General features: G+C 60.1%; 27 protein-coding genes and 1 tRNA gene. 12 read left to right on the top strand and 16 right to left on the bottom strand.

The genetic code is table 11. From position 1 onward, the window contains the following. Both AC13RE_RS17770 and AC13RE_RS17765 read right to left on the bottom strand, forming a co-directional pair. Positions 1-456, bottom strand: coding sequence for a GFA family protein (locus tag AC13RE_RS17770; RefSeq protein ID WP_488563914.1), 456 nt, complete (start codon positions 454-456; stop codon positions 1-3). Between the two features lie 61 nt (positions 457-517). Next, positions 518-1,252: a type 1 glutamine amidotransferase gene (locus AC13RE_RS17765; RefSeq protein ID WP_488563913.1), complete on the bottom strand. Its 735-nt coding sequence runs from the start codon at positions 1,250-1,252 to the stop codon at positions 518-520. Between the two features lie 227 nt (positions 1,253-1,479). On the opposite strand from AC13RE_RS17765, the gene AC13RE_RS17760 reads away from it, so the two are divergent. After that, entirely contained in the window at positions 1,480-1,773 is a 294-nt protein-coding gene (locus AC13RE_RS17760; RefSeq protein WP_015338465.1) for an Rdx family protein, read from the top strand. Between the two features lie 19 nt (positions 1,774-1,792). Here the strand turns inward: AC13RE_RS17760 and AC13RE_RS17755 are convergent, their stop codons facing one another. Then, positions 1,793-2,221 (bottom strand): BA14K family protein, encoded by a 429-nt coding sequence (locus AC13RE_RS17755; protein WP_488563912.1) that lies wholly within the window; start codon positions 2,219-2,221, stop codon positions 1,793-1,795. A gap of 186 nt (positions 2,222-2,407) precedes the next feature. On the opposite strand from AC13RE_RS17755, the gene AC13RE_RS17750 reads away from it, so the two are divergent. From AC13RE_RS17750 to AC13RE_RS17740, 3 genes are all read left to right on the top strand, one after another. Next, positions 2,408-3,829 carry a phosphomannomutase gene (locus AC13RE_RS17750; RefSeq protein WP_488564042.1) on the top strand — a complete coding sequence of 474 codons (1,422 nt, stop codon included), beginning with the start codon at positions 2,408-2,410 and terminating at the stop codon, positions 3,827-3,829. Between the two features lie 91 nt (positions 3,830-3,920). Beyond that, a tRNA-Leu gene (locus tag AC13RE_RS17745) sits at positions 3,921-4,007 on the top strand. 194 nt (positions 4,008-4,201) lie between these two features. Then, entirely contained in the window at positions 4,202-4,330 is a 129-nt protein-coding gene (locus tag AC13RE_RS17740) for a hypothetical protein (RefSeq protein WP_015338462.1), read from the top strand. A gap of 56 nt (positions 4,331-4,386) precedes the next feature. Here AC13RE_RS17740 and AC13RE_RS17735 read toward each other — a convergent pair whose 3' ends face one another. Both AC13RE_RS17735 and AC13RE_RS17730 read right to left on the bottom strand, forming a co-directional pair. Further along, positions 4,387-4,653, bottom strand: a complete 267-nt coding sequence (locus tag AC13RE_RS17735; RefSeq protein ID WP_488563911.1) for a DUF982 domain-containing protein — start codon at positions 4,651-4,653, stop codon at positions 4,387-4,389. Positions 4,654-4,655: 2 nt separating this feature from the next. Then, entirely contained in the window at positions 4,656-4,880 is a 225-nt protein-coding gene (locus AC13RE_RS17730) for a hypothetical protein (protein ID WP_488563910.1), read from the bottom strand. Positions 4,881-5,009: 129 nt separating this feature from the next. Here AC13RE_RS17730 and AC13RE_RS17725 point away from each other — a divergent pair, with 129 nt between their 5' ends. Then, entirely contained in the window at positions 5,010-5,192 is a 183-nt protein-coding gene (locus AC13RE_RS17725) for a hypothetical protein (protein ID WP_112336816.1), read from the top strand. 217 nt (positions 5,193-5,409) lie between these two features. Here the strand turns inward: AC13RE_RS17725 and AC13RE_RS17720 are convergent, their stop codons facing one another. The 3 genes from AC13RE_RS17720 to AC13RE_RS17710 are packed head-to-tail and all read right to left on the bottom strand — an operon-like array spanning position 5,410 to position 9,022. Then, positions 5,410-7,329, bottom strand: a complete 1,920-nt coding sequence (locus AC13RE_RS17720) for a beta-N-acetylhexosaminidase (protein WP_488563909.1) — start codon at positions 7,327-7,329, stop codon at positions 5,410-5,412. A gap of 24 nt (positions 7,330-7,353) precedes the next feature. Then, positions 7,354-8,130: an SDR family oxidoreductase gene (locus AC13RE_RS17715; RefSeq protein ID WP_488563908.1), complete on the bottom strand. Its 777-nt coding sequence runs from the start codon at positions 8,128-8,130 to the stop codon at positions 7,354-7,356. Positions 8,131-8,158: 28 nt separating this feature from the next. After that, a complete protein-coding gene (locus AC13RE_RS17710; RefSeq protein ID WP_132721124.1) occupies positions 8,159-9,022 on the bottom strand; it encodes a MurR/RpiR family transcriptional regulator in 864 nt (287 codons plus the stop codon). A 274-nt stretch (positions 9,023-9,296) separates the two neighbouring features. On the opposite strand from AC13RE_RS17710, the gene AC13RE_RS17705 reads away from it, so the two are divergent. Genes AC13RE_RS17705 through AC13RE_RS17695 form a run of 3 tightly spaced genes read left to right on the top strand, consistent with a single transcriptional unit; the run spans position 9,297 to position 12,386 of the window. Next, complete coding sequence (locus tag AC13RE_RS17705; RefSeq protein ID WP_132721152.1) at positions 9,297-9,782, top strand: hypothetical protein; 486 nt, start codon at positions 9,297-9,299, stop codon at positions 9,780-9,782. 11 nt (positions 9,783-9,793) lie between these two features. Beyond that, positions 9,794-11,269 (top strand): M81 family metallopeptidase, encoded by a 1,476-nt coding sequence (locus AC13RE_RS17700; RefSeq protein WP_488563907.1) that lies wholly within the window; start codon positions 9,794-9,796, stop codon positions 11,267-11,269. 1 nt (position 11,270) lies between these two features. Further along, the gene (locus AC13RE_RS17695; RefSeq protein ID WP_488563906.1) at positions 11,271-12,386 is read left to right on the top strand and encodes a D-TA family PLP-dependent enzyme; all 1,116 of its coding nucleotides are present in this window, start codon (positions 11,271-11,273) and stop codon (positions 12,384-12,386) included. Between the two features lie 42 nt (positions 12,387-12,428). On the opposite strand, the gene AC13RE_RS17690 is transcribed toward AC13RE_RS17695, so the two are convergent. The 6 genes from AC13RE_RS17690 to AC13RE_RS17665 form a co-directional block, all read right to left on the bottom strand. Beyond that, a complete protein-coding gene (locus AC13RE_RS17690; protein WP_488484341.1) occupies positions 12,429-13,562 on the bottom strand; it encodes an ABC transporter ATP-binding protein in 1,134 nt (377 codons plus the stop codon). Positions 13,563-13,648: 86 nt separating this feature from the next. Continuing rightward, positions 13,649-14,878 (bottom strand): extracellular solute-binding protein, encoded by a 1,230-nt coding sequence (locus AC13RE_RS17685; protein WP_488563905.1) that lies wholly within the window; start codon positions 14,876-14,878, stop codon positions 13,649-13,651. A 37-nt stretch (positions 14,879-14,915) separates the two neighbouring features. After that, on the bottom strand, positions 14,916-15,773 hold the full coding sequence (locus tag AC13RE_RS17680; protein WP_041677164.1) for a carbohydrate ABC transporter permease: 858 nt from the start codon (positions 15,771-15,773) through the stop codon (positions 14,916-14,918). Continuing rightward, positions 15,770-16,657, bottom strand: a complete 888-nt coding sequence (locus AC13RE_RS17675) for a carbohydrate ABC transporter permease (protein WP_015338449.1) — start codon at positions 16,655-16,657, stop codon at positions 15,770-15,772. The genes AC13RE_RS17680 and AC13RE_RS17675 overlap by 4 nt, the downstream gene beginning before the upstream one ends. Positions 16,658-16,670: 13 nt before the next feature. Then, positions 16,671-17,828, bottom strand: a complete 1,158-nt coding sequence (locus AC13RE_RS17670) for a Gfo/Idh/MocA family protein (protein ID WP_488563904.1) — start codon at positions 17,826-17,828, stop codon at positions 16,671-16,673. Positions 17,829-18,034: 206 nt separating this feature from the next. Further along, positions 18,035-18,367: a hypothetical protein gene (locus AC13RE_RS17665; protein WP_015338447.1), complete on the bottom strand. Its 333-nt coding sequence runs from the start codon at positions 18,365-18,367 to the stop codon at positions 18,035-18,037. A 248-nt stretch (positions 18,368-18,615) separates the two neighbouring features. On the opposite strand from AC13RE_RS17665, the gene AC13RE_RS17660 reads away from it, so the two are divergent. Further along, positions 18,616-19,476 (top strand): glycosyltransferase family 25 protein, encoded by an 861-nt coding sequence (locus tag AC13RE_RS17660; RefSeq protein WP_488563903.1) that lies wholly within the window; start codon positions 18,616-18,618, stop codon positions 19,474-19,476. 87 nt (positions 19,477-19,563) lie between these two features. Here the strand turns inward: AC13RE_RS17660 and AC13RE_RS17655 are convergent, their stop codons facing one another. Continuing rightward, entirely contained in the window at positions 19,564-21,546 is a 1,983-nt protein-coding gene (locus tag AC13RE_RS17655; protein ID WP_488563902.1) for a polysaccharide biosynthesis protein, read from the bottom strand. A gap of 214 nt (positions 21,547-21,760) precedes the next feature. Continuing rightward, positions 21,761-23,437, bottom strand: a complete 1,677-nt coding sequence (locus tag AC13RE_RS17650; RefSeq protein ID WP_488563901.1) for a GumC family protein — start codon at positions 23,435-23,437, stop codon at positions 21,761-21,763. Between the two features lie 194 nt (positions 23,438-23,631). Here AC13RE_RS17650 and AC13RE_RS17645 point away from each other — a divergent pair, with 194 nt between their 5' ends. The 3 genes from AC13RE_RS17645 to AC13RE_RS17635 all read left to right on the top strand — a co-directional run. Further along, positions 23,632-24,711 (top strand): glycoside hydrolase family 5 protein, encoded by a 1,080-nt coding sequence (locus tag AC13RE_RS17645; RefSeq protein ID WP_488563900.1) that lies wholly within the window; start codon positions 23,632-23,634, stop codon positions 24,709-24,711. 88 nt (positions 24,712-24,799) lie between these two features. After that, positions 24,800-26,035, top strand: coding sequence for a hypothetical protein (locus tag AC13RE_RS17640; protein WP_488563899.1), 1,236 nt, complete (start codon positions 24,800-24,802; stop codon positions 26,033-26,035). A 153-nt stretch (positions 26,036-26,188) separates the two neighbouring features. Continuing rightward, on the top strand, positions 26,189-26,404 hold a 216-nt coding region (locus AC13RE_RS17635; RefSeq protein WP_488562889.1), incomplete at its 3' end, for an ACT domain-containing protein.

Raw genomic sequence — 26,404 nt, 5'->3', positions numbered from 1 at the left:
TCACCCCTGCCCCATATACTCCTTCGTCAGCCCCTCATACTCCTCCATCGCCGGCAGCGCGGCGTAGCTGTGCTTGGCCGGTGTCGTCACCCAGGGGAGCTTTTCGCTCGTCCAGGTCTCGATGAAGGGCGTGAACCAGCTGACGTCATCGAGCATGGTGGCGCGAACATTGACGAACCAGTCGACACCTTCGAGCTTGGTGAACAGCCAGCTCATGCAATGCGGGCAGAAATAGTGATGGATGGTGTCGCCATGCAGGCCGCCGATGACAGGCTCGCCCTTCGTCACCTCGAAACCATCCGAGGGGATGGCGGCGCTGAGCGAATAGGGGCCGGCGGTCATGCGCTGGCAGCCTGTGCAGTGGCAAGCCATGGTGAGGAGCGGCTTGGCATTGATCTTCAGCCGCACCTGTCCGCAACGGCAACCGCCCTCGCTCGGTAGTTCCAGCGTGCTCATGATGTCATTTCCTCCCATTCCATGAATTTTGATGCACGACGCGGGCTATTGGGTGCGCGTCTCAAGCTTCCGCCGCCTGCGGAAGCTCCGCTTGCACCTTAATCGTCCGCACCCATGCGCGCGCGATCGCAAGGCCGGCCGTCTCAGCCGATGCCGCATGCCTGGCCACAAGCTCCGGATAGCGATCGAGCCAGCCGGGCTCCTTGCGCTCGATGATTTCCCTGAATTCGCCGCGCCAGCGCTCCACTACGGCGGCATTGGCTTCGAAGTGGAACTGCGTGCCATAGGTGGCGCGGCCGATGCGGAAGGCCTGGTTCGGCGTGACGCCGTTGGCGGCAAGGCGTATGGCTCCGACAGGCAAGGTAAAGGTGTCGCCATGCCATTCGAAGATGGTGAATTCATCGCCGACATCGGCCAGCAACGGGTCTGCCTTACCCTCTTCCGTGAGGCCGACCGTCTTCCAGCCGAATTCATGGGCGGTGCCGAGATGGTTTTCCGCTTCATAAGCACGCGCCAGGATCTGGCTGCCGAGACAAATGCCGAGCACGGCCTTATCCTCACCCTCGAAACGGCGCATCAGCCCCGCCAGCTCCGGCAGATAGGGATGGGTGTCGTCGTCGCGAGCGCTCTGCTCGCCACCGAGCACGGCCAGCGCATCCCAGGATAACGTTTCCTTCGGCAGGGCCTCGCCGCTCCAGGGGCGGAACCAATCGATCTCGGCGCCAGCCTCCTCCAGCGCAATGCCAAGCGCGCCGAGCGGGGTGTTCTTCATATTCTCGATAATGGCGACGCGCATACCGTTGATTCCCGAGCAATGTTGCCACCGGAGATGAGCATGAGGCGGCGGGAGAGACAAGTGGCCAGAGCGCTTCAACATTCCACGGAAATGCCGAACCACTCCGGCCGTCTATCCCCGACGCAATTCCGAACGGAAAACCGCCTGGCACTTTTCCTGGAATTGCTTTGGCTTGCAGCGGACTAAAGTTGAGCCTAGATCTCAGCAAACAACGAAGGATCAGGACGATGAGCGACAAGCCCCGCATCACCATTCTCTATTGCACCCAATGCAACTGGCTGCTGCGCTCCGGCTGGATGGCGCAGGAACTGCTGCAGACCTTTACCGACAGTCTCGGCGAAGTAGCGCTGATCCCCGGCACCGGCGGCGTCTTCGAAATCCGCATCGACGGCGAGCTCTTGTGGGAGCGCAAGCGCGACGGCGGCTTTCCCGGCCCGAAGGAGTTGAAGCAACGGGTACGGGATATCATCGACCCCGAGCGCGATCTCGGCCATACCGATCGCGGATCGCTGGAAAGCTAAGTCTCCTGCTGCTCAGGCATCAGTCGAAGGGCGAACGGCAGGGCTTGGTTCCATTATTGATCGTCGTATAGCTGTTGGTGCCGGGATTATAGGTGCGATAGCGCTCGGCGCACCAGGTTTGATGCTGTCTCAGTTTCTGGGTGGGCGAAGGATAGAGAGCCCTCGGCGGCGGTGCATAGGTTTCACGCGGGGGCATATGAACGCGCGGGCTGTCATAGCGATTGAGGCCTCCGGCATAGGGCGGTGTGATGGGAAGCGGCTGGCCGGGCCGGGTGTAGAACTGCCGCTGTCCGAAACCGAAGCAGCCACGGGAATCGCAGATGACGGTGTTGGTGCGCGGCGGAGTGATGAGCTTCCGAGAATCCGAGGCGGCGGCAGCGAAATCCGCCTGCGACAGTGCGGCGAGTGTTAGAGCGCAGCCAAGCGCAATCCTTTGAAAAATAGCCATGACAAGTTCCTGTTCCGGACGCCATGAACCGATGGGCAGCCGCAGCGTCTCCACCTTACTTGGGGTCTGACAGTGGCAAAACCAGTGCTGACGCAACCGGAACGCTTCGACCCACGATGAGTTGATCGCTGTCGCCGCTTGCGCCATAACAACGCAATCATCGCTAGGAGATTGCCAGTGAGCAGCTTGAAATTCGGCACCAGCGGCCTTCGCGGCCTATCCGCAGACCTCACCGGTCGGGCATCGGCGCTCTACGCGACGGCCTTTGCCCGCCACCTGCTGAAAAACGGCCATGCCAAGCCAGGCGATCTCATCCTCGTGGGCCGCGATTTCCGCGCATCGAGCCCGGCGATCTCCGCCACCTGCATCGGCGCGCTGAAGCGGGCTGGCCTGACGCCGATCGACTGCGGCACATTGCCGACGCCGGCGCTGGCGCTTTACGGCCTGCAGCTGAAGGCGGCCTCGCTGATGATCACCGGCTCGCATATCCCAGCCGACCGCAATGGCATCAAATTCTACCGGCCGGACGGCGAGATCGACAAGCGCGACGAGGTGGCGATCAGCGAGGAAGCGCTTGCGATCGGCAATTCGGCACTCGACGAAACCCCCGCCGAGGCGGAAAGCCGCACGGCCGAGACTGAGGCGCTGTTCCTGGAGCGCAACAAGGGCCTGCTGCCATCAGGCAGCCTCGCCGGCCTTACCATCGGCGTCTATCAGCACAGCACGGTGGCGCGCGATCTCTTCGGTGAGGTCCTGACCCATTACGGCGCCCGCGTCGTGCCGCTCGGCCGCTCCGAGAGCTTCATTCCGGTGGACACGGAAGCGGTCTCAGCCGAGACCATCCGCCTCATGAAAGCCTGGGCGTCGGAACACGGGCTGGATGCCATCGTTTCCGCCGATGGCGACGGCGATCGGCCGCTGGTCGCGGACGAAACCGGCGAGCCGCTGCGCGGCGATCTGCTCGGCCTCATCGCCGCAAATTTCCTCGGTGCACAAGTGGTCGTTACGCCTGTTACCTCCAATTCGGGCATTGAGGCCGCCGGCTCCTATGCCGTCACTCGTACCCGCGTCGGTTCCCCCTATGTGATCGCCGGCATGGACGAGGCCATTGCGGCGCGCAAGGCCAATGTCATGGGCTTTGAGGCCAATGGCGGCACGCTGACAGCCAGCCGTTTCACCGTCGAGGGAAAACCCTTCGAGCCGCTGCCGACACGCGACAGCTTCCTGCCGATTCTCGCGACGCTCTACGCCGCCGCCAAGGCAGGCAAGCCGCTCTCGGCCGTCGCCGGTAGCTACCGCCTGCCCTTTGCAGCCGCCGACCGTCTGGAGAATTTTCCCGTCGAAACCAGTGCCGCGCTGATGGCCTATCTGCGCGCCTCAGACGCCAATCTTTCGGATTTCCTGAAGCCGATCGCGACGGTCGCTTCCAAGAGCGATATCGACGGCCTGCGGGTGACACTTGTGGATAACCGAATCATCCATTTCCGCCCCTCCGGCAATGCGCCTGAAATGCGCTGCTATGTGGAAGCATCGAGTGAAAACGAGGCAAAGGCCCTGCTGGAACAGGGACTTGGCCTGATCAGCGCATGGGCCGCAGCCCGGGTTTGACCCGGCTTCAACCGCTTTTTTCGCGATTGACACTAAAACTTCAAAAACCCTGTTGACACCGGGCGGCCACCCCCTTACATGCGTGTCCGTCGCCCAGATGGCGGAATTGGTAGACGCGCCAGCTTCAGGTGCTGGTACCCGAAAGGGTGTGGAGGTTCGAGTCCTCTTCTGGGCACCATTCCATTTTGAGAAACGCGGATTTCTCAAAGATTTCAAGACATAGTAGATGCTTACAATACGCATTCCGGTTCGCCGGAAGCGCGTTCGCCTCTGGTCTTGAAACATGACGGCACCCCGCTCTGAGGCCGTCTTTAAATCATTGACTACCGAAGAATAGATCGCCCTAATAGAGCAAACCTCAAGGGATTTTCGATGGATCATAAGAGCGACTGGTACGATCTGATCGTCGGCAACGGCAACGTCAATGAAGGGCTCGGGAGGATAATAGGTTTCATCCTCGCCGTGATCGTGATTCTCAGCCTGATCTTTTGGATGATCTGAGCGCTCCCGCTTTGGGTGGCCTGGCCGCGTCGTTACGCCCTGCGATGCATATCGATCTAGTGAAGGCTTCCAAGGTCCGGCCTGACGCTAAGCCCGGCCTCTTGCGCCGCCTCCAGAAAAGCTTTCCGCGATTCCTCGGCGGTGGCCATGCCGAGCACTGCATCGAGGCATACGAGCACAGCCTCATCCACAACAGGCCCGCTGACAACTGGCCATTCCTCGCTCATGCAGTTCGCTGCATCGAGCGCATTGGTTATGATCGCATAATGCCCGGCGCCGCCGAGATCGACTATGACCGGATTGTTCCAATCGCCATATCCCATCGTCACGCCTCCTCGCTATTGAGCGCGATCAATGCTGTAACAGGAAACCATCCGGTGCCGTCCCATGCGGCTGCTGTCCTATAATAGTCCATGAAATCAACTCCTCGCTGACGCCATGGGGCGATAACGGCAGCGGCGGCGAGATGTTCCTGGCCGCGGATCTGCCGCCAGTTTTTCTTGAACGTCATCGGATCCGGCCCGCTCACCGAAAGCTTCTTGCCATCCATTGGCGCCGATCACTCCACCTGCGCTTCGCGCTGTGCGCAAACCTCCATCCCATTACGGCGCTAGCTTCCCCGCTTCCAACTGGTTAACTTTTGAAGCAGGGAGGTGAGACGAATAAGGGGAACAACAAAATGGACCACGTCTACAATCTGCTCTGGCTTGCTTTCAGCGTCGCTCTTCTCTTCGCCGCATTGAACCGGCGGCTGGCCGGAGATTTCGTCACCATGTGGTATCTGCTCGTCATCACAGCTGTGACCGTGATGGCCTGGGCGGGCTTCTTCCCGACCGATATGGCGAACCTGCGGGCCGGCTGATCTGCGGGCCGCGATCCCATGCCGACCCCTCGCAGCCGCCACCTCAATGCGTCCCAGACGCGAAAAAACCGCCGAAAATCTCTTTCGGCAGCTTGGAGCGTGATCGAAGGACGGAGCCGCGCGTCGCGATCTTTCAGATTCGCTTCCCGCGCTTTAGGTCTTTCATTTTGCGCATGTGGTTGTCGCAAAACCGCTGCACATTTTTGCGCGATATGCCCTAAAGCTTCGGACTCAGCGGCACGATGGCGGCAAAGCGCAACCAATCCTTCTGCGCCTTCGGCGTCCAGGCCGCCTCGGCAATACCGGGCAGACGCGGGAAAACGAGGCGGTTGAAATAGTCGCGGGAGATGAAATTCTCCTGCCAGATGCAGGCCTGCACGCCTTTCATGAGATGCTTCAGCTCATCCGGGAAATCGCCCTCGGCCTCGTAGGCATAGGTATGGGCCGGTGGCACCGTGCCCGCCCAGCTCGCACCCGGCTCCTGCCAGGCGTCGGCCTGCACCATGTCGAGATAATAGGCCTGGCCCGGGGTCATCACGACTTCATAGCCTTCGCGCGCAAGCTCGATGCCGACCTCGGGCTTTTCCCAGGCCATGAGCAAAGTGCCTTCCGGATCGACGCCGCCGCCATGGGCAACCTCGTTCCAGCCGGCAAGCTTGCGGCCGCGCTCGGTGAGCATGGCCTTGATGCGCTTGAGGAAATAAGACTGCAGCGCGAATGTCCCTGATATGCCTTCCTTTTCCATGAGCTTGCGTGCGAGCGGTGAAGCGAGCCAGGAACCATTGGCGACCTCGTCGCCGCCAATATGGATATATTCGGACGGAAAGAGCTCGACCATTTCGTCGAAGACCTTGGCGAGAAACTCGTAGGTCAGCTCGATGGCGGGGTTCAGCGCATTGTTCGGGAAGCCCTGAACGGAGTGATAGCTATCGGGAGCCTCCTGCCCGTCCGTCAGGTGAGGCAGGGCGACAAGGGTGGCGGTGCTGTGACCGGGAATGTCGATTTCCGGGATCACCTCGATGCCGAGCGCCGTGGCGTGGGCGACGATCTCGCGAACGTCATCCTGCGAATAGAAGCCCCCGACCGGCTCGGCAGCATTGCCGAGCTGCGGCAACAGCGGCTCGTCCGGCCCGCGCAGCACGCCGGTGGTGGTCAGTTGCGGATAGGCGCGGATCTCCAGCCGCCAGGCCTCGTCGTCAGTCAGATGCCAGTGGAAGATATTAAGCTTCAGCCAGGCGAGAATGTCGAGCAGGCGCAGGACGTCGTCCTTTGGCGTAAACTGCCGCGAGACGTCGAGGTGGCAGCCACGCCAGCCATAGCGCGGCCGGTCGGCGATCACGCCAGATACGGGGAAGCGGAACTTGCCGGGCTCGCGCCGCGCGCCATCGAGAAGCTGTGCCAGCGTCGTCAGGCCATAGAGGCGGCCCGCCTCGGCGGAGAAGGAAAGTACGACTTCATCGCCGGAGAAGGAAAGCTCATAGGCTTCGCGGGCCAGTGCCGGACGCTCGACAAACCGCAGCGCCCTACCCTGCGGCGCAGCGATGAGGCTGAAGGGGATGTGATTGGACGGAAAGAGGCGGCGGAAGAGCGCCTGCGCCGCAGCCAGAGCCTTGACGCTTGCGGCATCAGAACCCTCGGCAGGATAGAGCACAACCGGAAAATCTTGGCCCGGCTTAACGTCGATCTCCGCCGGCCACGGCTGGATTGCGTAGGGAAGCTCAAGCCTGCCTTCCGGCAGCAGCACCGGCGGCGGCTCGCTGACGCGATCGGCGAGCAACAAATCCGAAGTGAAGACCGTGACATGCGTGCCGTCTTCCAGCGTCACATAGGCGGATTTGGCGCCGTCGGTGCAATGGCGCGCTATGCGGTGAAGTGCCGAGACGGTGAACGTCCAGCTTCCTCCGGGTGCGATGGACAGGCCTGCCGGCGGCGCAAACTCATGAAAATTGGCATTGCGGCGGACGAAGACGGCGTTGTCGCAGGCTTGGGGATCAACGAGACGCGTCAGGGTCGTATAGGCGAGACGGAAATTCTCAAGAGGCGCATCCGAGAAATTGAAGAGGGTCAGTGTCAATCGACCATGCTTTCCGCCTTCGGGCGACCAGGTGTTTTCGAGATGATAGGAGGACGGCTGCATGATGTTCCCCTTTGCCGGCGTGCGTCAGTAATGTTCGGATTGCGAGAAGGTGTGGGCGAGCTCCGCCTGCCCCGCCGTCAGGCCGCAATCAACAGGCAGGCACACGCCCGTGATCGCCGCGGCAAGCGGGCTTGCGAGAAATGATACGGCGTTGGCGACATCGACGGGATCGACGACGCGCTGCAGCGCATACCAGCGCTTCGCCTCTTCAAAGACATTGGGATTGGCTGCAGCGCGGACTTCCCAGGCCTGAGTACGAACGGTGCCGGGCGCGACCGCATTCGAGCGGATGCCGAACTTGCCGTATTCGACGGCAACCAGCCGGGTGAAATGCAGGAGCCCGGCCTTGGCGGCGCTATAGGCCGGATGGCCGAAGACGGCCATGCCATTGACGGAGGCGATATTGATCACCGACCCCTTCGACGCCTTCAGCATGTCCTCGACGGCGCGGAAGCAGAGGAAAGCCGCCTCTAGATTAAGGGCATTGTCGGCGCGCCATATGGCAGGCGTCGTATCTTGAAGACTGACGGCGCGAGCAGCACCGGCATTGTTGACCAGCGTCCTCAATCCGCCCAATCCCGATGCCGCCTTGGCCATGGCGGCAACATCGCCGTCACTGGTGATATCCGCCTTGAATGGCACGAAACGTTCCGCAGGGCCGAGAGCCTGCGCCGCCGTCTGCACTGCCGCCTCGTCGATATCAACGAGCAGGATGACGTCATGGTCGTCTGCCAGGCGTTTTGCGATGGCACGGCCGATATCGCCGGCCGCCCCTGTGACGATGGCAACGGATTTGCTCATATGCTTCCCTCTAATCAGGTCTTGAAGGCTAGTCCCCCAGCAGCTGGCGATCGTCGCCATCACGGTGAGCAACGAGCTGCTGCTTGATGCGACGTAGCGTCACCGTGGCCTGCGGCTGGATGCGATAGGCGACCAGACTGGCGAGAATGTCCACTACGGCGAGATAGGCGATGCGGGTCGATGTCGGCCGATAGATATTGTCACCTTCCGGAAGATCGACGGGCAATGTGATTTCCGCGGCATGGGCGACCGGGCTGTTGCTCTGCGTCAGCGCTATGGTCGGAATCTTGGCTTCGCGCGCCAGCGTGAAGGCGCGCACCAGCTCGGCGTTACGGCCTGAGAAGGACGAGCCGATCAACACGTCCGCCGGCTTGGCGGCAGCCGCCATCATCAGCTGCATACTGTGATCGGAGCTTGCGGTAATACGAAGGCCGAGCCGAAACAGGCGGTTTTGCAGCTCAGTCGCGATCATCGAGGAATTGCCGCCGGAGCCGAAGGCATAGATCATCTCGGCACCGGCAAGCCGGTTTGCCGCCCGCTCGATCGCCGCAACGTCCAGACCGCGATGCAGCAGGAAGAGTGCGTTCTGCGCCTTGGTAATAATGTCCTGTGCGACGTCGGCCGGGGCAATGCTCTTCGGCTCGGGCTTCAGATAGCGCATGCCCACATAGGCGGTGCGCGCGAGCTGCACCTTAAAATCGGAAAAGCTCTCGCAGCCCAGACGCCGGCAGAAGCGCGTCACCGTGGGGGGCGAGACGTCGGCCTTACCTGCCAGCTCGATGATGGAAGCATTGACGGCGAATTCGAAATCATTGAGGACGATATCGGCGATACGGATTTCCGATTGTGAAAGCCGGCCCCTCTCGTCCTGCATGGTCGTGAAGATATCCATCAGCCCCCCTTTGTCGCTGGTTCACCCACGTTTGACACGTAGTCGGCGACACGATCCATCTCAATCTTCTCGATCCCGCCGGCGCCTGTGGACTGGCGCGGGCACAGATGCGGCTTGTCATTCGTTCCCATTTCGCCGGAACCGTGACATGTGATGGCCAGCATGCGGTTCCTGCAAATTATTTTCTTGATACGTTGACAAATGACCATAAAAAGCAGAATTTGACCAGTGAAAATCGCAAATTATGAAAAGAATTTAAATGACGGCGGATACTATGCGTGATCCTTTCAAGAATCCCTTCCCTGCCAACGATACCGCCAGGCATTCGATCTGGGAGATGCTCGTTCCGCGTGACATCGATGCCTTTCTTGCCGCCGACTGGTCGAAGGTCGCGGGTGATTTCGTCGAGGAAGGCTTCATCGGCATCGACGGAAAGCGCGAGGTCAGCCCTGATAAATGGCGTCTCGCCTTCCCAACGTTGTCGGCCTATCGTGACGAGTGGCTGCGCCAGGCGCGCGACTTCGCCACGCAATCCTTCGCCGAAGATCCGCGCACGGCCATCTTTACCACGACGACGCTCGAAGACATCGAAATCGAGGGCGATATGGCGCTGGTGCGCAAGAAGTTCGACGGCAGCCTGAAGAAGTCGGACGGCGGCATCGACGTTCTGAAGTGGCAGACACTTTATTATTGCCGCCTGCACGAGGGACGCTGGAAGATCTGCGGCTTTACCGGTTACCTGCCGAATCCCATGGAATAGAGGCGACAGCGTTGCGCATTTTCACCGCGGCCCTTGCGACCGAGACGAATACCTTCTCCCCCATCTGCGTTGATCGGCGCGCTTTCGAAGCCTCTCTCTATGCGCCGCCCGGCATGCATCCGGAAACGCCGACGCTGTGTACGGCGCCGATCACCGTCGGTCGTCGCATCGCGGCGGAAAAGGGCTGGGAGGTGATCGAGGGCACCGCCACCTGGGCCGACCCGGCGGGGCTTGTCAATCGCCGTACCTATGAGGAACTGCGCGACGAAATTCTCGAGCAATTGCGCGCGGCGATGCCTGTCGATGCCGTCGTTCTCGGGCTGCACGGCGCCATGGTTGCGGATGGTTACGAGGATACGGAGGGTGATTTCCTGTCGCGCGTGCGCGAGATCGTCGGGTCTGATATCCTGGTCTGCGCCGAGCTCGATCCCCACAGCCATCTGACGGCGAAGCGTCGCGCAGCCGCTGATTTCTTCGTCTATTTCAAGGAATTCCCGCATACGGATTTCGTCGACCGCGCCGAGGACCTCTGGCGCATCGCCATGGATACGCTGGAAGGCCGCGTAAAGCCGGTCATGTCCGTCTTCGACTGCCGCATGATCGATGTGTTTCCGACCTCGCGCGATCCCATGCGCTCCTTCGTCGACAAGATCAAGGCGATGGAAAAGAGCGATGCGGACATTCTGTCCATCTCCGTCATTCACGGCTTCATGGCTGGCGATGTACCCGAAATGGGCACAAAGCTGCTCGTCGTCACCGATAATAAGCCGGATAAAGGCTCTGCAATCGCCCGCGATCTTGGCCTGGAACTCTTTTCGAAGCGCGGCACCTTCATCATGCCGCAGATCGATGAGAAGCAGGCGGTGAGCGAGGCGATGGCTGCTGCCTCGGGTCCTGTCGTCATCGCCGATCTTTGGGATAATCCCGGCGGCGGCACGGCAGGCGATGCTACGGTCATCCTGCAGGAACTGCTCGACCGCGGCGCTACCGATACGGCGATCGGCACGATCTGGGACCCGATGGCCGTCCAGATCTGCATGGCGGCCGGTGAAGGCGCGGAAATCCCGCTACGCTTCGGTGCGAAATCGGCGCCGGGTACGGGTAATCCGATCGACGGTCTCGTCAAGATCGTTCGGCTCGTTCCGAATGCGGAGATGCGTTTCGGCGAAAGCTTCGCTCCTTTTGGCGATGCCGCGCACATTCAGCTCGACGGTATCGACATCATCCTGAATTCGACGCGCGCGCAGAGCTTCGATCCCAGCCTGTTTTCCGTCATGGACATCGATCCCGGAACGAAGAAGATCCTGGTCATCAAATCGACCAATCACTTCTACGCCTCCTTCTCCAAGATCGCATCGCAGATCCTTTACTGCTCCGCGGGAACGCCTTATCCCAACAATCCGGCGCGCACGCCCTACCGCCGCGCGCGAAAGGATATCTGGCCGATGGTGGCGGACCCCTTTGCAGAAGAACGGAAAGATGCCTGACATGGCTTCCAGTATCGCTCACGACATCGCCTTGGAAATCGGCCCCAAGCCCGGCGACACGATCGATAACCTCTCCACGCCGCGCCCGATCATCGACGAAGACCGGTTGGCTGCGAACATTGCTCGCGTGCAGTCCTATATGGATGCGCATGGACTGAATTTCCGCCCGCATATCAAGACGCATAAGATCCCTGCACTGGCGCATGCCCAGGTCGCCGCCGGCGCAAAGGGCATCAACTGCCAGAAGATCACAGAGGCGGAAGTCTTCGCCAAGGCAGGCTTCGAGGATATCCTGATCACCTTCAATATTCTCGGGGCTGAGAAGCTTGCGCGGCTTTCGGCTTTGAACGACCGTATTTCCGGCCTCAAGGTCGTGGCCGACAGCATGGTGACGGTGGATGGCCTCTCCGACTGGTTCGCCGCCCGCAAACCGCTGACCGTGCTGGTGGAATGCGATACCGGCGGCGCGCGCTGCGGCGTGCAATCACCCACGCAGGCGGCCGCTCTCGGCAAGCATATTGCCGGCAAGCCCGGTCTCGTCTTCGGCGGCTTGATGAACTATCCGAAGCCGAACGACGCCGCCGCAACACAGGCTTTCCTCCTTGAAGCGGTGGCGCTGCTGAAGAATGATGGCATCGAGTGCCCGATTGTCAGCAATGGCGGTACGCCGAGCCTTTTTGAGGCGCATCTCGTCACGGCCGCCACCGAGCATCGCGCCGGGACCTATATCTATAATGACCGCTCCATGGTGCGTGCGGGCCATTGCCGGGAAGAGGATTGCGCCATGCACGTCCTCGCCACCGTCGTTTCGCGCCCGACCGAAGACCGTGCCGTCATCGATGCCGGCTCCAAGGCTCTGACCTCAGACCTTCTCGGCTTTGCCGATTATGGCCAGGTGGTCGGATATCCCGATGCAATCATCAAAGGGCTATCGGAAGAGCACGGCGTCATCGACCTGTCGAACTGCGCCGGCCCTCGTCCTGAGATCGGCGACAAGATCCGCATCATCCCGAACCACACCTGCGTCGTTTCCAATCTCTTCGACCAGATGGTGTTCCATCGCGATGGTGTGGTGACGCGCGTCGAAGACGTGGCGGCTCGCGGTTTGGTCTGGTAGGGCTATCTGCCATCCGCCGATTGCTTCCGAGGCCACCTCCCGTCAGGAGGCGGCCCGGTTCAGCAGGTCCATGTCGATTTCGGCCAGTTCCACCCGCCGCTCGAAGGCCTGGCCATTCTCGTCAAACAGGTGGCAATCGCCAAGGCGGATGCCGGTCTTGAGCGGGGCGTCCATGCGGATGGCCGCACTGCCCTCCAACGTCGCACAGAAATTCTCATCGATGCCATCGGCCGTCGCATAGGCGACCGTTTGGGCGCCGAGCCGCTCCACGACCGTCGGCACGATGGTCAAGGTCAGATCGCCATCTCCGAGTTGGACATGCTCCGGGCGAACGCCGAGCGTCAGCGGCTTGCCGGCAAAGCCGGCGCGCGGCGTCACCGGCAGCAGGGCTTTCTGTCCCTTGTAGTCCACCTCCACGCCCGCATCGCTGACGCCAGTGCAGGTGACGGGCAGGAAATTCATCTTCGGATTGCCGATGAAGCGGGCAACGAAGGTATTGGCCGGCTTATGATAGAGCTCCAGCGGCGCACCGACCTGCGATATCTCCCCGGCGTTCAAGACGACGATCCGGTCGGCCATGGTCATGGCCTCGACCTGATCATGCGTCACATAGATCATGGTTGCCTGCAGCTGGCGGTGCAGCTTCGCGAGCTCGATGCGCATATCGGCACGCAACGCTGCATCAAGGTTCGACAGCGGCTCGTCAAAAAGGAAGATCTTCGGTTCGCGCACGATGGCACGGCCGATGGCGACACGCTGGCGCTGGCCGCCGGACAACTGGCCCGGCTTTTCCTGCAGGCGTTTATCGAGGTGCAGGATGCGGGCAGCGTTCTCGACCTTGGCCTTGAGCTTGTCCTCCGCCATCTTCTCCACCCGCAAGGGGAAGGCGATGTTCTCGAATACCGACATGTGCGGATAGAGAGCATATGACTGGAAGACCATGGCAATGCCGCGCTTGACGGGCGGCAGATCATTGACGCGGGCGCCATCGATCTTGATGTCGCCGCCGGTCACATCGTCGAGACCGGCGATCATGCGCAGCAAGGTCGACTTGCCGCAGCCGGATGGGCCGACGAAAACGATGAACTCACCGTCATCGACGTCGAGCTCCACGCCCTTGATGACCTCGAAATGACCGTAAGATTTTTTGACCTGATTAAGGTGCAGCTTTCCCAAACTCTGTCTCCGCGCGGCGCCGCCATCTGGCGGGCAGGGCTCCAAAGGCCGCGCGCGATGCGCGCGCGGCCCGGTGACTTGCAGACTTATTTATACTGCTCGAGATCGGCAGCGGCCTTCTTCAGCGCATCTGCCGGCTGGGCCTGGCCGGTTACGACCGACTGGACCATGGCGATCATGGCGTTCTGGAAGCCCTTATAGTCCTTGAACAGCGGCTCCGGACCACCATAGGCGATGCCGTCGATAAACGGCTTCCAGGAAGGATCCTTCTTGACGAACTCGTCAACCATCGGAGACGGGCGCAGCGGCGTAAGGCCGGCACCGCCCTGGAGTTCGTACTCGCCCTGCGGGCCGGGAGACGTGATGAACTTGGCGAATTCGATCGCCTTGTCCTCAACGCCAGACCCCTTGAAGACGGCAAGGCTGTCGGTGATGAGCAGCGTGCCCGGACCCTTGGCCGACGGGCCGAGCGGCAGCGGTGCCACACCCCAGTTGATCTTCGTTTCCTTGAGGCGGTAGGCAGCGCCGGAACCGGCCTGGAGCATGCCGACCTTGCCATCGAGGAAGATGGCGCGCATTTCGTTCTGCTCGTAGGCCGTCGGTCCTTCGACCGAGTAAGGTGTGATGTCCTTGTAGGCCTGGAGAGCTGCCAGAACTTCGGGACTGTCGAGGGTGATCTTGTCGCCGTCGATCACCTTGCCGTTGTTGGTGTAAACCCAGTGCAGGAACTGGTGCATGGTGTTGTCGAAGGTCTTGGCCGACAGGCCGTATCCGGGAATGCCGGTCTTTTCCTTGATCGTCTTGGCGTCGGCAATTTCCTCGGCCCAGGTGGTCGGCGGCTTTTCCGGATCGAGACCGGCCTTCTTGAAGAGGTCCTTGTTCCAGTAGAGCGCCTTGGTCGAGAAAGCGATCGGCGTGCCCCACTGCTGTCCGTCGATAGTGACCGTATTCACGATCCCCGGATAATAGGCCTTCTTCTCGTCGTCCGTCATCGGGATCGGAACGATCAGATCGTTGTCAGCGAACTGCTTGAGCGTGCGCGAGCCGACATAAGCCATGGCGACCGGCGTGCCGGCTGCAGCGAGTGTTGTCGCCTTATCCTGGCACAATTCCCAGCCGACGAGCTCTGGCTTGACGGCCCAGCCCGGATTCTTGTCTTCCCACTGCTTAATGTACTTCACATGGATCGGATCGATGCTGTCGCCGCAATAGATCCAGCTGATTTCCTTGTCGGCCGCCTGGGCGTTTACGGCGCCAAGCGCGGTGGAGCCGAGCAAAGCAAGGGCGAGAAGCCCTGTCTTGAAATGGAATGTCACGTTTAAGCTCCCGTTCTCTCTGGTGGTTGATTTGATTTTATTGCTTCACCGCGCCGGCGGTCAGACCGCTGACGAGATACCGTTGCAGGAAGAAGATCACGACCAGAGCCGGCGCGATGCCGACGAAACTTGCGGCCATGAGTTCATTCCAGACGACCTCCTGCCGGCCGAAATAGGCAAAGAGCCCAACCGGCAGCGGCATGTATTCCGTCTTCGAATTGAAGGTAAGAGCATAGATGAACTGCTGCGCGTAGGCCTCGATGAATGAGGAAATCGCAACGACGACGATGCCGGGCATGGCGATCGGCAGGATGACACGCCGCAGCGTATAGAGCTGGCTTGCGCCATCCACATAGGCCGCCTCATCCAGCTCGCGCGGAATGCGGCGGATATAGGTGTGCAGCAGCCAGATTCCCGTGGGAATGATGAAGGCCACTCCCGGCACGATCATGGCGAAATAGGTGTTCAGCACACCGAAGGAACGCATGAGCCGGAACAGCGGGATAAGCAGCACGGCGCCGGAAAACATCTTGACCGCAAGGAACGCGCCGAGCAGCAGGCCGGATCCCTTGAATTCGAAACGGGCGAAGGCGTAGGCGGCCGGCACGACGAGGATCAGCACGATGATGGTGATCGATCCGGAAACCAGAAACGAGTTGAAGATATACCAACCGAAACCCGGCACGCTCGTCCACATCGTGCGATAGGCCGTAAAAGAGCCGTTCTCGGGGATGAAGCGGTAAGGCGACGAAAAGAGCTGGCTAAGCGGCTTTAGTGACACCAGAAACCCTTCGATGAAGGGCGCCAGCACGAAAGCCAGAAAGAGCAGGATTCCAGCATAAATGCCGATAAGCTCATACCACTTGTAGCGATGGATCATCGAAGGGTGGCTCATCGCTGCTTGGCTCCCGTGGAAAAGCGGCTGGTCAGGCGGAAATAGGCAAGGCAGAAGAGCGACAGGAAGATGCAGATCAGCACCGCACGCGCAGCGCCCTCGCCATATTTGTAGGAACCGATCGCCGTTCGGTACGTGTCGATGATCATCGTCGTCGTTTCGCCGTTCGGCCCGCCGCGGGTCAAAATCCAGATGATGTCGAAGGAATTGAAGGTCGAGATCAGCGAGAGCATCGACATGGTGACCAGAGACGGCACCAACAGCGGCAGGGTGATGCGGCGGAAGCGATAGAAGCGGCCGGCGCCATCCGTCCAGGCCGCCTCATAGAGATCGTGCGGAATCGCCTGCATGGCCGCCAGCATATAGAGAGTGACCATCGGCACGCCGATCCAGACGTCGGTGACGATCGTCGCCCAGAAGGCTGTGCTGCCATAGGCAAGGAAAGCGACAGGACTATCGACGATGCCGAAGCGCTGCAGCAGGCCGGAAATCATGCCGAACTGGCCATTATACATCCAGCCCCACATGAAGATGCCGATCGCCATCGGCACGATCCAGGGCGGCATGGTCAGCACGCGGAAGAGCGCGCGGCCCGGAACGGCGGAGTTCAAGAGCGCCGCCCCTAAGGTGCCGATGATCATCTTGATCGACACGGAGAAGAAGGTCCAGATGAAGGTGCGGACGATGACGCCTGCGAAGGTGTCGTTGAAGATCTTCGCGTAGTTCTCGAACCCAACCCAATTCGTCACCTTCTTCAACGACGCATCGGTGAAGGACAGGATTATCGTGTCGACCAGCGGATAGGCGACGATGACGGTGACATAGAGGAGAGCCGGAAAAAGCAGGAGCCAGGCGAAGATGACCGTGCTGCGTTGAACACCCATCCCGCGCCCCTCCCTAGGCGGCTCTTGAATGAAGCGCTTCGTCGAACTCGTCCCAGATCGGTCGGAGATCGACGACGGCTCTCTTCATGCGCGCCTCATCCATCGAGAGCGCCAGAATGCCCGCCTCCAGCGCATTCTGGGTCGACACAGGCAGGTGCAGGCCCGTCTTGACGTGCGAGATGATATCGGCGGCCATCTGCTCGTCGGCGCCATAATGCTGCGAAAGCGTGGTGGCCGCGTAAGTGTTTTCGATTACCTTTTTGCCGGTCAGCATCTCGTGGACATTGAAGTAACCGCGGATGAAATCACCTTCGGCCATGCCGCGAGAGCCCATGATGGCAAAGCGGCGGAACTGGTCCGGCACATTCAGATTGGTGTGGAAGTTCATGCCGACGCCATTGGCATATTCGACGATCGCCACCTGGTAATCGATGATATCGCCGTCGCTGTCGAAGACCTTGTCCGACCCCATCCAGCCGCTCGGCTTGCGATGGAAGAGCTCAAGATCGTTGATGCCTTCCCGTGCCGGGTCGTTTTCCGGAATGAAACTCTTGCGGCCGCCGAAGCTTGCAACCCGCTCCGGCCGCGCACCGACTACACCATTGTAGAGATCGAGGTCGTGGCAGCATTTTTCCAGCATGAAGCTGCCGGAATAATGTTCGTAGCGGCGCCAGTCACGCATGAAAAAGGCGCCATGATAGGGCTCGATGTGCTCCGCCGCCTCGATCGAAACCACATGGCCGAGCTTTCCTTCGGCCTGGGCGGCCAGGAGATCGCGGTACATCGGCGAATAGCGCAGCACCAAGCCCACATTCAGGCGCTCATGGCCGAATTTCGCCATCAGGCGGGCGAGCTCGATACTGTCCTTGATCGTCGTGACGATCGGCTTTTCGCAGAAGATCTTGAGGCCGGCTTCGAGGCCGACGCGAATGTGATCGAGATGCATGTGGTTCGGAGAGCCGATCATCAGGAGATCGATCTTCTCGTTGGCAATCAGCTCCTGGGGCGTCGCATAGGCCTTCCCGGCCGATATGCCCCGTTCGGTCAAACCGGGCAGGCCTGCCGGCGCCGGATCGACATAGCCAGCAATCTCGAAGCTCTCATCGATCGCCTTGAAGACATAGCCCAGGTAGCCCAGGCGGAATCCCAGCCCAATGATTCCAACGCGCATGCTTTTGAGTTCCCATTACGTAATTTATTTTCGTAAGCTTGGGACAAATTTTCGCATTCGTCAACGACGTTCGCGCATTTTACGAGAAACATGAAATTTATTTTCAGAAAATGACAAAACTTGCGCGACATTGACGCGCAAGCCGCGCTCGTTTTGATTGCGATGGCGCTCAACGCTGCTGCTTAAATCGGCAAAGTGCCTGCGACTTATCTGTCCGGGCCGTTATACTGCCAATATTGGTAGTTCGGTTTTCTGGTGCTGCTGGAAATGACGCCATTCTGATCGCAAACGTAACCGAGGCGCGGCAGCCCACGATAGAATGGTCCCTCGTGAAAATAATCCGCGTAGACAGTGGCAGTATGACATTGAAACTTCTCGTCATCAGCCATTTTCGGCGCAGTAACCCCGGGAAGGTCCTTGTAAGGATAGACGGGAGCGACATATGGCTTGGGCAGGAGCGGATTGTCGGCAAGGGCGACCGCCGGCATCAAGGCTGCAAAGGACAGGGCAGCAATGGCGATTTTCGATTTGACCCACATGAACTGCTACGCTCCTTTGCAGATGCGAGCGCAACGATCATACGCCGCATACTATAGATATAGTGGGGCCGCAGTCATGCGCCAACGGGTTCCCCGATCAAAATCCCGCGCAAGCGACGGCTTCCCTCCAGCCGCGGCCGGCCATTCACGCTACGTTACACCAAAAAAAATGCTTTTATCTGCAAATACAACACAGGCGTGCGACAGCCGTTTGCGACAAGTAATAAGCATGTTATATAGTATGGAAATTGTCATCTCAGTTGCAGTCGCCGCGATTTCTGTTTGCAGGAGTAACAGTCATTCTCGAACAGATTAATCGTGTTCCTCCCTTCCCTGATCCCGGGACCGCTGACGATATCGCTCAGCAGGTTTGCATCTATGTCATCAACCTCGATCGCTCGCGTGATCGCTGGGAGCGGCTCTGCAAGCAGGCTGTCGAATTCGATCTGCATATTACCCGCATTCCCGCTGTCGACGGCCGCGTCATCGCTGACGCGGATCGCGTCGATTTCCACCCCCCTTCATTCATGTATCATAACGGCCGTAAGCTCCTGCCGGGAGAATATGGATGCTATCGCAGCCATCTCATCGCCCTCGAGCAATTTGTCGCCAGCGGCGACAGGATGGCGATCATCATCGAAGATGACGTTGAGCTCAACGAAAGGCTGATACCGCGCGCGATCGCGGCGATGGACGGCGCCAAAGGCGCCCGTCTCGTCAAACTCGTCAACCATCGTCTCGTCGGCTTCAAACCGATCCACGAAACCAGTGAAAATGACGTTGTCGGCCGCTGCATGCATGGTCCGCAGGGCTCGGCTGCCTGTTACATCGTCAACCGCAAGGCTGCAAAGAAGCTGCTGACGACGCTGAAGCCCATGCTTCTTCCCTATGACGTCGCGCTGGAACGCGGTTGGTCCACCGGCGTCGAGACATTCACGACCTTTGAAAATCTTGTCGACTTCAGCCCCCATCGCGCCGATACCACGATCGGCAAGCGCGTGCATTACCGCGCCGTAAAGCGGCACCCCCTGTTGCGGCTGACGGCACATTGGTTCCGCACCTGCGATCAGGTGCGCCGCTGGAACTACGCCATCGCGATGAAACGGTAGCTGCTGCGCCAAGCCGGACCGGAAAACCGCTGCGCACTTTTCCTGGAGTTGCTCCAGGAGGCGCCGGTGTCGTGACGGGACGCGCGTCTATAGCTGCGCGACGTTATCAAGGTTCGGTTGGTCGACAGTCAGATCCGTCTCGCGCTCGCGATAGACCAGATCGACCACTTCGCTGCTCGGCGTATAGCCGGAAACGAGATTTTGCAGCAGCGTTCTGGCCAGAGGAATGTCGTTTTCATCCAGCGCCGCCTCAAGTGCGGCAAGCCGCTTCGACAGCTCCGGCAATGGGAGAAAGTCTTCCTTGGCCTGCATGATGCGCGGATGACTGGTCGGCTGCGGGTTGTCGCCGATCAACAGCTCTTCATAGAGCTTCTCGCCTGGTCGCAGGCCGGTGATTTCGAGCTCGATATCGCCATCAGGCTCGTCTTGATCCCGTACAGTCAGACCGGACAGTTCCACCATGCGGCGTGCGAGATCGGCAATGCGCACCGGTTCGCCCATGTCGAGCAGGAATACGTCGCCGCCGCCCGACATCGCGCCCGCCTGGATCACAAGCTGCGACGCCTCGGGAATGGTCATGAAATAACGGGTGATATCGGGATGCGTGAGTGTGATCGGCCCGCCGTCGCGGATCTGCTGGCGAAAAAGGGGCACGACCGAACCGGAGGAGCCTAGCACGTTGCCGAAGCGCACCATGGCGAAATTGGTACTGTCGGTGCCCGGCTTGCGATCGGCGTCCATCGCCTGCAGCACCATTTCCGCCAGCCGCTTGCTAGCACCCATGATGTTGGTCGGGCGTACGGCCTTGTCGGTGCTGATGAGGACAAAATTTTCGACACCATGATCGCGCGCGGCCTCGGCCGCTATCTGCGTTCCCTGCACATTGTTGCGGATACCCTCGGCGGGATTGTATTCGACGAGCGGCACATGCTTGTAGGCGGCGGCATGATAGACGGTCTTCGGCCGCCAGGCCTGCATGATCTGCCTCATCCGGTGGCCATCCCGCACGGACGCCAGGAAGGGAATGATCCGTATATCGGCATAACCGGCGGAAGCGGCCGTCTTCTCCAGCTCGCCATGGATGGCGTAAAGGGCGAACTCGCTCTGCTCGATCAGCAGCAGGGCGGACGGGCCGTTCTTCAGGATCTGGCGGCAGAGTTCGCTGCCGATCGAGCCGCCAGCGCCGGTGACCATGACGACCTTACCGCGAATGTTCTTCTCGATCAGGCCGCGGTCGGGAGCGATCACGTTGCGGCCGAGCAGGTCTTCGATGTCAAGCTCGCGCAGATCCGAAACCGCGACCCGGCCCTGCGCAAGCGCCGTCAGATCGGGCATGGTCCGCACGGTGACGCGGGCCTTGCGCATATCTTCGAGGATTTCGTTGCGCCGCTGCCGCGTGGCGTTCGGCAAGGCCAGCAGCACGCCCTTGATCTCGCCCGAGACCACGAGCGCCGGCAGATCGGCAGGATCGTAGATCGGCAGGCCGCCCATGATGCTACCATGCAGATTGCGATCGTCGTCGAGATAACCGACAACGTTCAGTTCGGCGCTGTTGGCAAGGGCGCCTGTAAGCTGGCGTCCCGAAGCACCCGCGCCGTAGACCAGCACCTTGCCAAGCTGATTGCGGTTAAGAAGGCGCTGATAGGCGTTACCGAGCCAGTAGCGCGTCCACATGCGCGACAGGCCGATCGCGATCAGCAATAGCAGCGGCTGTAAGATACCGACCGTGCGCGGCACGCCCGGCACGCTGATCGCGGTGAAAACCGTCATGAAGGCGAGCGCATAGATCGCCACCGCCTTGACGACCGTCACAAATGCCGAAAGACCGGCATAGCGGAAGATCGCACGATAAAGGCCGAGAACGATGAAGATCGGAATGGCGAGCAGAAGAGAGACGATGGCCGGCAGCCACTCGACGCCTTCGAGAATGACCCAATCGTCGAGGCGGAGACAGTAAGCAAACCAGACCGTCAGTACGCACAGGCTGGCATCGACCAGCAGCGCAAGCGCGCGCTTGGTAGAGCGCGGCAAAGCCAGAAACGGCAGAACGAGTTTATCCGCGGGCACCATCGGTCAGTTTTCCCTGGCGCCAGTCATCGGAGCAGCGCACCGCTTTTCTCGCATAGATTGTCTCACAAAGCATCATACAACGCGTAATGAGCAGATCGCGCTTCCATTAGCAAGATCCGATCATCTGCAGCGCCGATTTACATTTAGAACAGTCGGCGCGCAATTGCATCCTCAATGCTGAAAAAGCCGCCGAAACGAAAAGATGGAACGGTGGTCACTTGCCGAAATAGCTGCGGATAACCGGATGCCGGAACAGACCAAAGAGAATGGCAAAGGCCATGCCGAGACCGGCACCGAAGATCGCTCCGGCGATAAGCCCGGCCACCATCATTACCTTGCGGCTCGGCCCATCGGCCTTCAGCGGCGCTTCCGCCTCGGAGATCACGCGGATATTGCTCTGCGACAGATCGTGAGCATCGCTCGCCTGGCCGGACCGTTTCAGAAGCGATTCATAAAGATCGCGCGCCGCGGTCGCCTTGCGCTGCAGCTCGTTCAGGCTGACGAGCTTGCCCGAGGTATTGACCTGCGAGGCCTTCTGCACGGCAAGCTCCTTGGCGATATCCTGCTCGGCCTTCTGCGCCTGCTCGTAATCGGCGCGGGCCGAGGTCATCTGCCGCTGCAGCTCCGCCCGGATTTCCGCGGCGAGGCTTTCCAGCGAGGACTTCGCGGCGAGCAGGCGCGGGTGGCGGGCGCCGAGCAGGCTTTGCAGGCTTCCGACATTGGCTGCCATCGTCGCATATTGCTGCCGCAGACTGCTCAATGCGGTCGACGTCACCCCCGACGAAGGATTGTTGGAGACGACTTCCTCGAAACTGAGCTTTCCGGCTGCATCGGCTCGGGCTTTCGCCTCGATCGTCTTCTGCTGGCTGGTGACAAGCAGGTCGTTCAGCGCGGTCAGGCGCTTGTCGGAAATCAGATTGCCCTCGACGGCCACCATATCGTTGTCGGCGCGGTAGGTCTCGACAGCCTTTTCGGCTGAGAGTACCTGCTGGCGCAGATCCTCGAGGCGGCTATCCAACGCCGTATTGCTGCTCTTGAAGCTGTTAGACGCCGCCTTGCTCTCTTCCTCCAGAAAGGAGGTGACGAGCTGATTGGCGATCCCAGCCGATTTCTGCGGATCGCCCGTCGTCACTTTCGCAGTCACGACATAGGTACTGGATTCGCGGGCGATCTGAACGGCTTTCGCCAGGGCGGCCGTGGCCACATATTTTGCCGCCTCGCCGGTGGCGCCGCCATTGAATTTCGGATCCTGATCGAGCCTCAATGCATCGACGACGCGGCCAAGCACCTTGCCCGAAGACAGGATCTGCGTCTGGCTTTCGATCATCGTGGTGATCAATTCAGGTGGCGTCGGAGCCTGCTGGGCGGAATCGGAGCCTCCGACCGGGCGGGGGTCGAAATAGAGGCTGGTCTCGGCGGTGAATTTCTGCGGGATCAGCGGAATGACAGCGCCGCCCAGGACAGCGCCGGCGCCTGCCAGGGCAAGAACGACAAGTTTCTTCGCCCAGATTGAAGCGATGGCCGATCGGAGATCGAGCAACGGCAACTTTGCCGCCGGTACCGATGCTGCCGGAGCAGCGGCAGACACCGGAGGAACCACAACCTGCTCGACGGTCGACATCGCCACAGCAACAACCGGCTCGGCAATGGGGCGCGGAACCACCCGCTCCTCTAAATCGGATCGCTTCGGTGGGCTTTGCGAAACGGCGGCATCCGCGATAGGCGCTTTGGGCTCTTCGGAATTTGCTACGGGCTCGCCTGCGACAACGAAATCCCGGGGACGCAAGACAGGACTGCGCGGGCGCACGCCATCGCGCCGTGCATCAGACGGCTCGGTGTCGCGCCAACCCGCAAGTCGGTCCGATCGCTGGCTTCGTTCCATTGAGCTCATTGCAGACTTTCAGTGCTTCGCGGGCGAATTCCACGCAGCAGACGCCTGAAGTTTAGAAAGGTTTGGCTAACGGAACATTAAGGACGCTTTCAGGAAATCGCGTCACGGGCATCAACGCAACCCATCCTTTCATCATTGCTCAACACCATACTTCCTATGAAAAGCCATAGCCGCGTGGAAGACAGGGACATGCCATGACCGCATCGATGACGAAATCTCTGCGACGCCTGCTGGCGGCGGCCGTCATGCTTGCTTTCACGACGGACGCTGGAGGCGCCTTCGCGGCCACGCAACTGTGCTATCGCGGCGTCAATCTCTCCGGGGCTGAGTATGGGGAGCGCGGCGGGGTCGTCAATGTCAATTACACCTATCCGTCCGAACAGACCGTGCGCTATTTCGCCGAAAAAGGCATGAATACGATCCGCCTTCCCTTCCGCTGGGAACGGCTGCAGCCGGTGCTAGGGGCGCCGTTTGACGGGAACGAGATGAAACGCCTGAAGGATGCCGTCGACCTCATCCAGAAACATGGAATGTCGGTCGTTCTCGATCCGCATAATTATGCTTATTACGACAAGACCCAGCTCAAACAGCCTCCCGCGACCGATCTTGCTTTCGGCGATTTCTGGGCGCGGCTTGCAGTCGAATTCGCCAATCGGAAGGGCGTCGCCTTCGGCCTGATGAACGAGCCGCACGACCTCAAGGCGCCCGATTGGCTCGAACTTGCCAATACCGCGATCCGCAGCATCCGTACCGTCGGCGCTCGCAATCTCATTCTCGTGCCGGGCACGAACTGGACGGGCGCGCACAGCTGGTCGGCCGATGTGCTTGGCGGTGGCGCAAACGGAACGGTGATGCTCGGCGTCAAGGATCCGCTTGATTTCTACGCCTTCGAATTTCACCAATATCTGGATTCCGACAGTTCCGGCACGCATCCGGTCTGCGATGGCGCCGACAATGCCGTGAAGGGCATGAACGACGTCACCGACTGGCTGCGCAAGAACGGCAAACGCGGATTTCTGGGCGAATTCGGCGTCGCCGCCAATGATGGTTGCCTCGATGGCCTGAAGCAGATGCTTGACGTCATAGACGCGAACAGCGACGTCTGGCTCGGCTGGACCTATTGGGCTGCTGGTGACTGGTGGCCGCCTGAGGAACCACTCAACGTCCAGCCGCGCAATGGTCGCGACAAGCCGCAGATGAAGGTTCTTGCCGAGGGGCTCAATCGAAAAGTATCGCTGGCGACCTCATGCGCGCTGGTCAGGCCGACGAAATGACCGCTGACGGCAACCCGGCCCTTTGTCGCGAATCATCGGGCTGATATGTTGCGGCGGCCAGTGAAGACGCCACGACCTCGGATATCTCATGCAACGTTCAGGCGAAAAGCAGCCGATCAATTTCGTCATTCTCACGATTTCGCTGCTGGCGGTCTGCTATAACTGCATCCTGGCCTTCATCAATCACAATATCACGCCGTTGACGCCGAGCGCGGTCGTCTTGTCCGAAATATTGCTGCAGGTCGCCGCTTTCACCTATCTGCTGACGAAGGGCATATATGAGGAGGACATAGCGCCACTCCTTTACCTGCTGCTGACGATCGTGCTGACGATCTTCGTCATCGCCATCAACAAGCAGGCCTATATCGATCATCTCCGCAATGTGATGATCATCTTCGCCTTTTCGATCATGGGGCGGCTGGCCAATGAGCGCACCGTCAAGCTCGCATTCAAGATTTCATGCTTCATCGTGCTTGCCGTGCTTGTCCTGGAAATCGTTTCGGTCAAGGAATATGTCGCGCTGTTCCATCCGGCCGAATATTTCCAGAATACGCGCGGCGTGCCGCCGGCGACCTATAGCGACATCGGCCTGTTTCGCGGCGCGCTCGGCTTCGAGGGCCGGTTCTCCTTCGGCCTGATCGACCACCGATCGTCCTCCATCTTCCTGGAGCAGGTCTCGCTTGCCAATTTCTGCGGCGTGATGGTGCTGTATCTGATCAGCTTTTCCAATCGCCTGGGATTATTCGACCGTCTGCTATTCTTCTCGACGGTCGTGCTCATCCTGCTGACGAATGACACGCGCACGATGCTGATTTTCAGCCTCGTCTGCGTTGCCGGCTATTTCATCTATCCATGGCTTCCCAAGACGCTCGACCTGCTGACGATGCCCGGAATCATCGTAGTCGGCTTCGTCATTCACGCGCTCGAGCCGAGCGTGACGGGCGATAATTTCGTCGGGCGCATCAATGGCACGGTGAAAGCGTTCCTCGGCATGGATCTTCAGAGCATGATCGGCCTGCAGCTCGATCAGGTCGGCATCTTTTTCGACAGCGGATATGTCTACATCATCTATGGCGCCACCATCTTCGGCCTGATCCTGTTCTGGCTCTACGCCTCGCTCTATCCGGGGGGCGAAACGGTCAATCAGCGACGCCTCGGCCATGCGCTTTCCCTTTTCCTCTTCCTCAATCTGATGATCGGCTCGACGGCGATCTTCTCCATGAAGACGGCCGGGCTCGTCTGGCTTCTTGTGGGATTCCTGAAATTCAACGAGGGAAGTCTGGCGAAACGGCCACAAGAGCTTTCGCTGGCAACCAGCGGCTGAGGCGGGGATACGCCGTTCGAAGACGCAACGGGAACGGCTTTTTGCCTGTCATCCTGCCTAAATATCCGTCGAAACATGGCTGGGGGGAGGTATTTCCCAGACCTCCGATTTCATCTAAGCAGGCGGACATCCTCGGGATAGAAGAGAAGAGACATGACGAGCTATGTATTGACAGTTGCGTGCAAATCGACGCGTGGGATCGTTGCGGCGATCTCGAACTATCTGGCCGGACAGGGCTGCAACATCGTCGACTCCAGCCAGTTCGACGATCTCGACACCGGCATGTTCTTCATGCGCGTCTCCTTCATCTCCGAGGAGGGCGTCGGTGAGACGGCGCTGGCGGAAGGCTTCAAGCCGATCGCCGAGAAG

Source organism: Martinezella sp. CNPSo 3959 (assembly GCF_057784355.1).
Note: the sequence above shows the minus strand (reverse complement) of the source record. Positions and strands in the feature narration are given on the sequence as shown.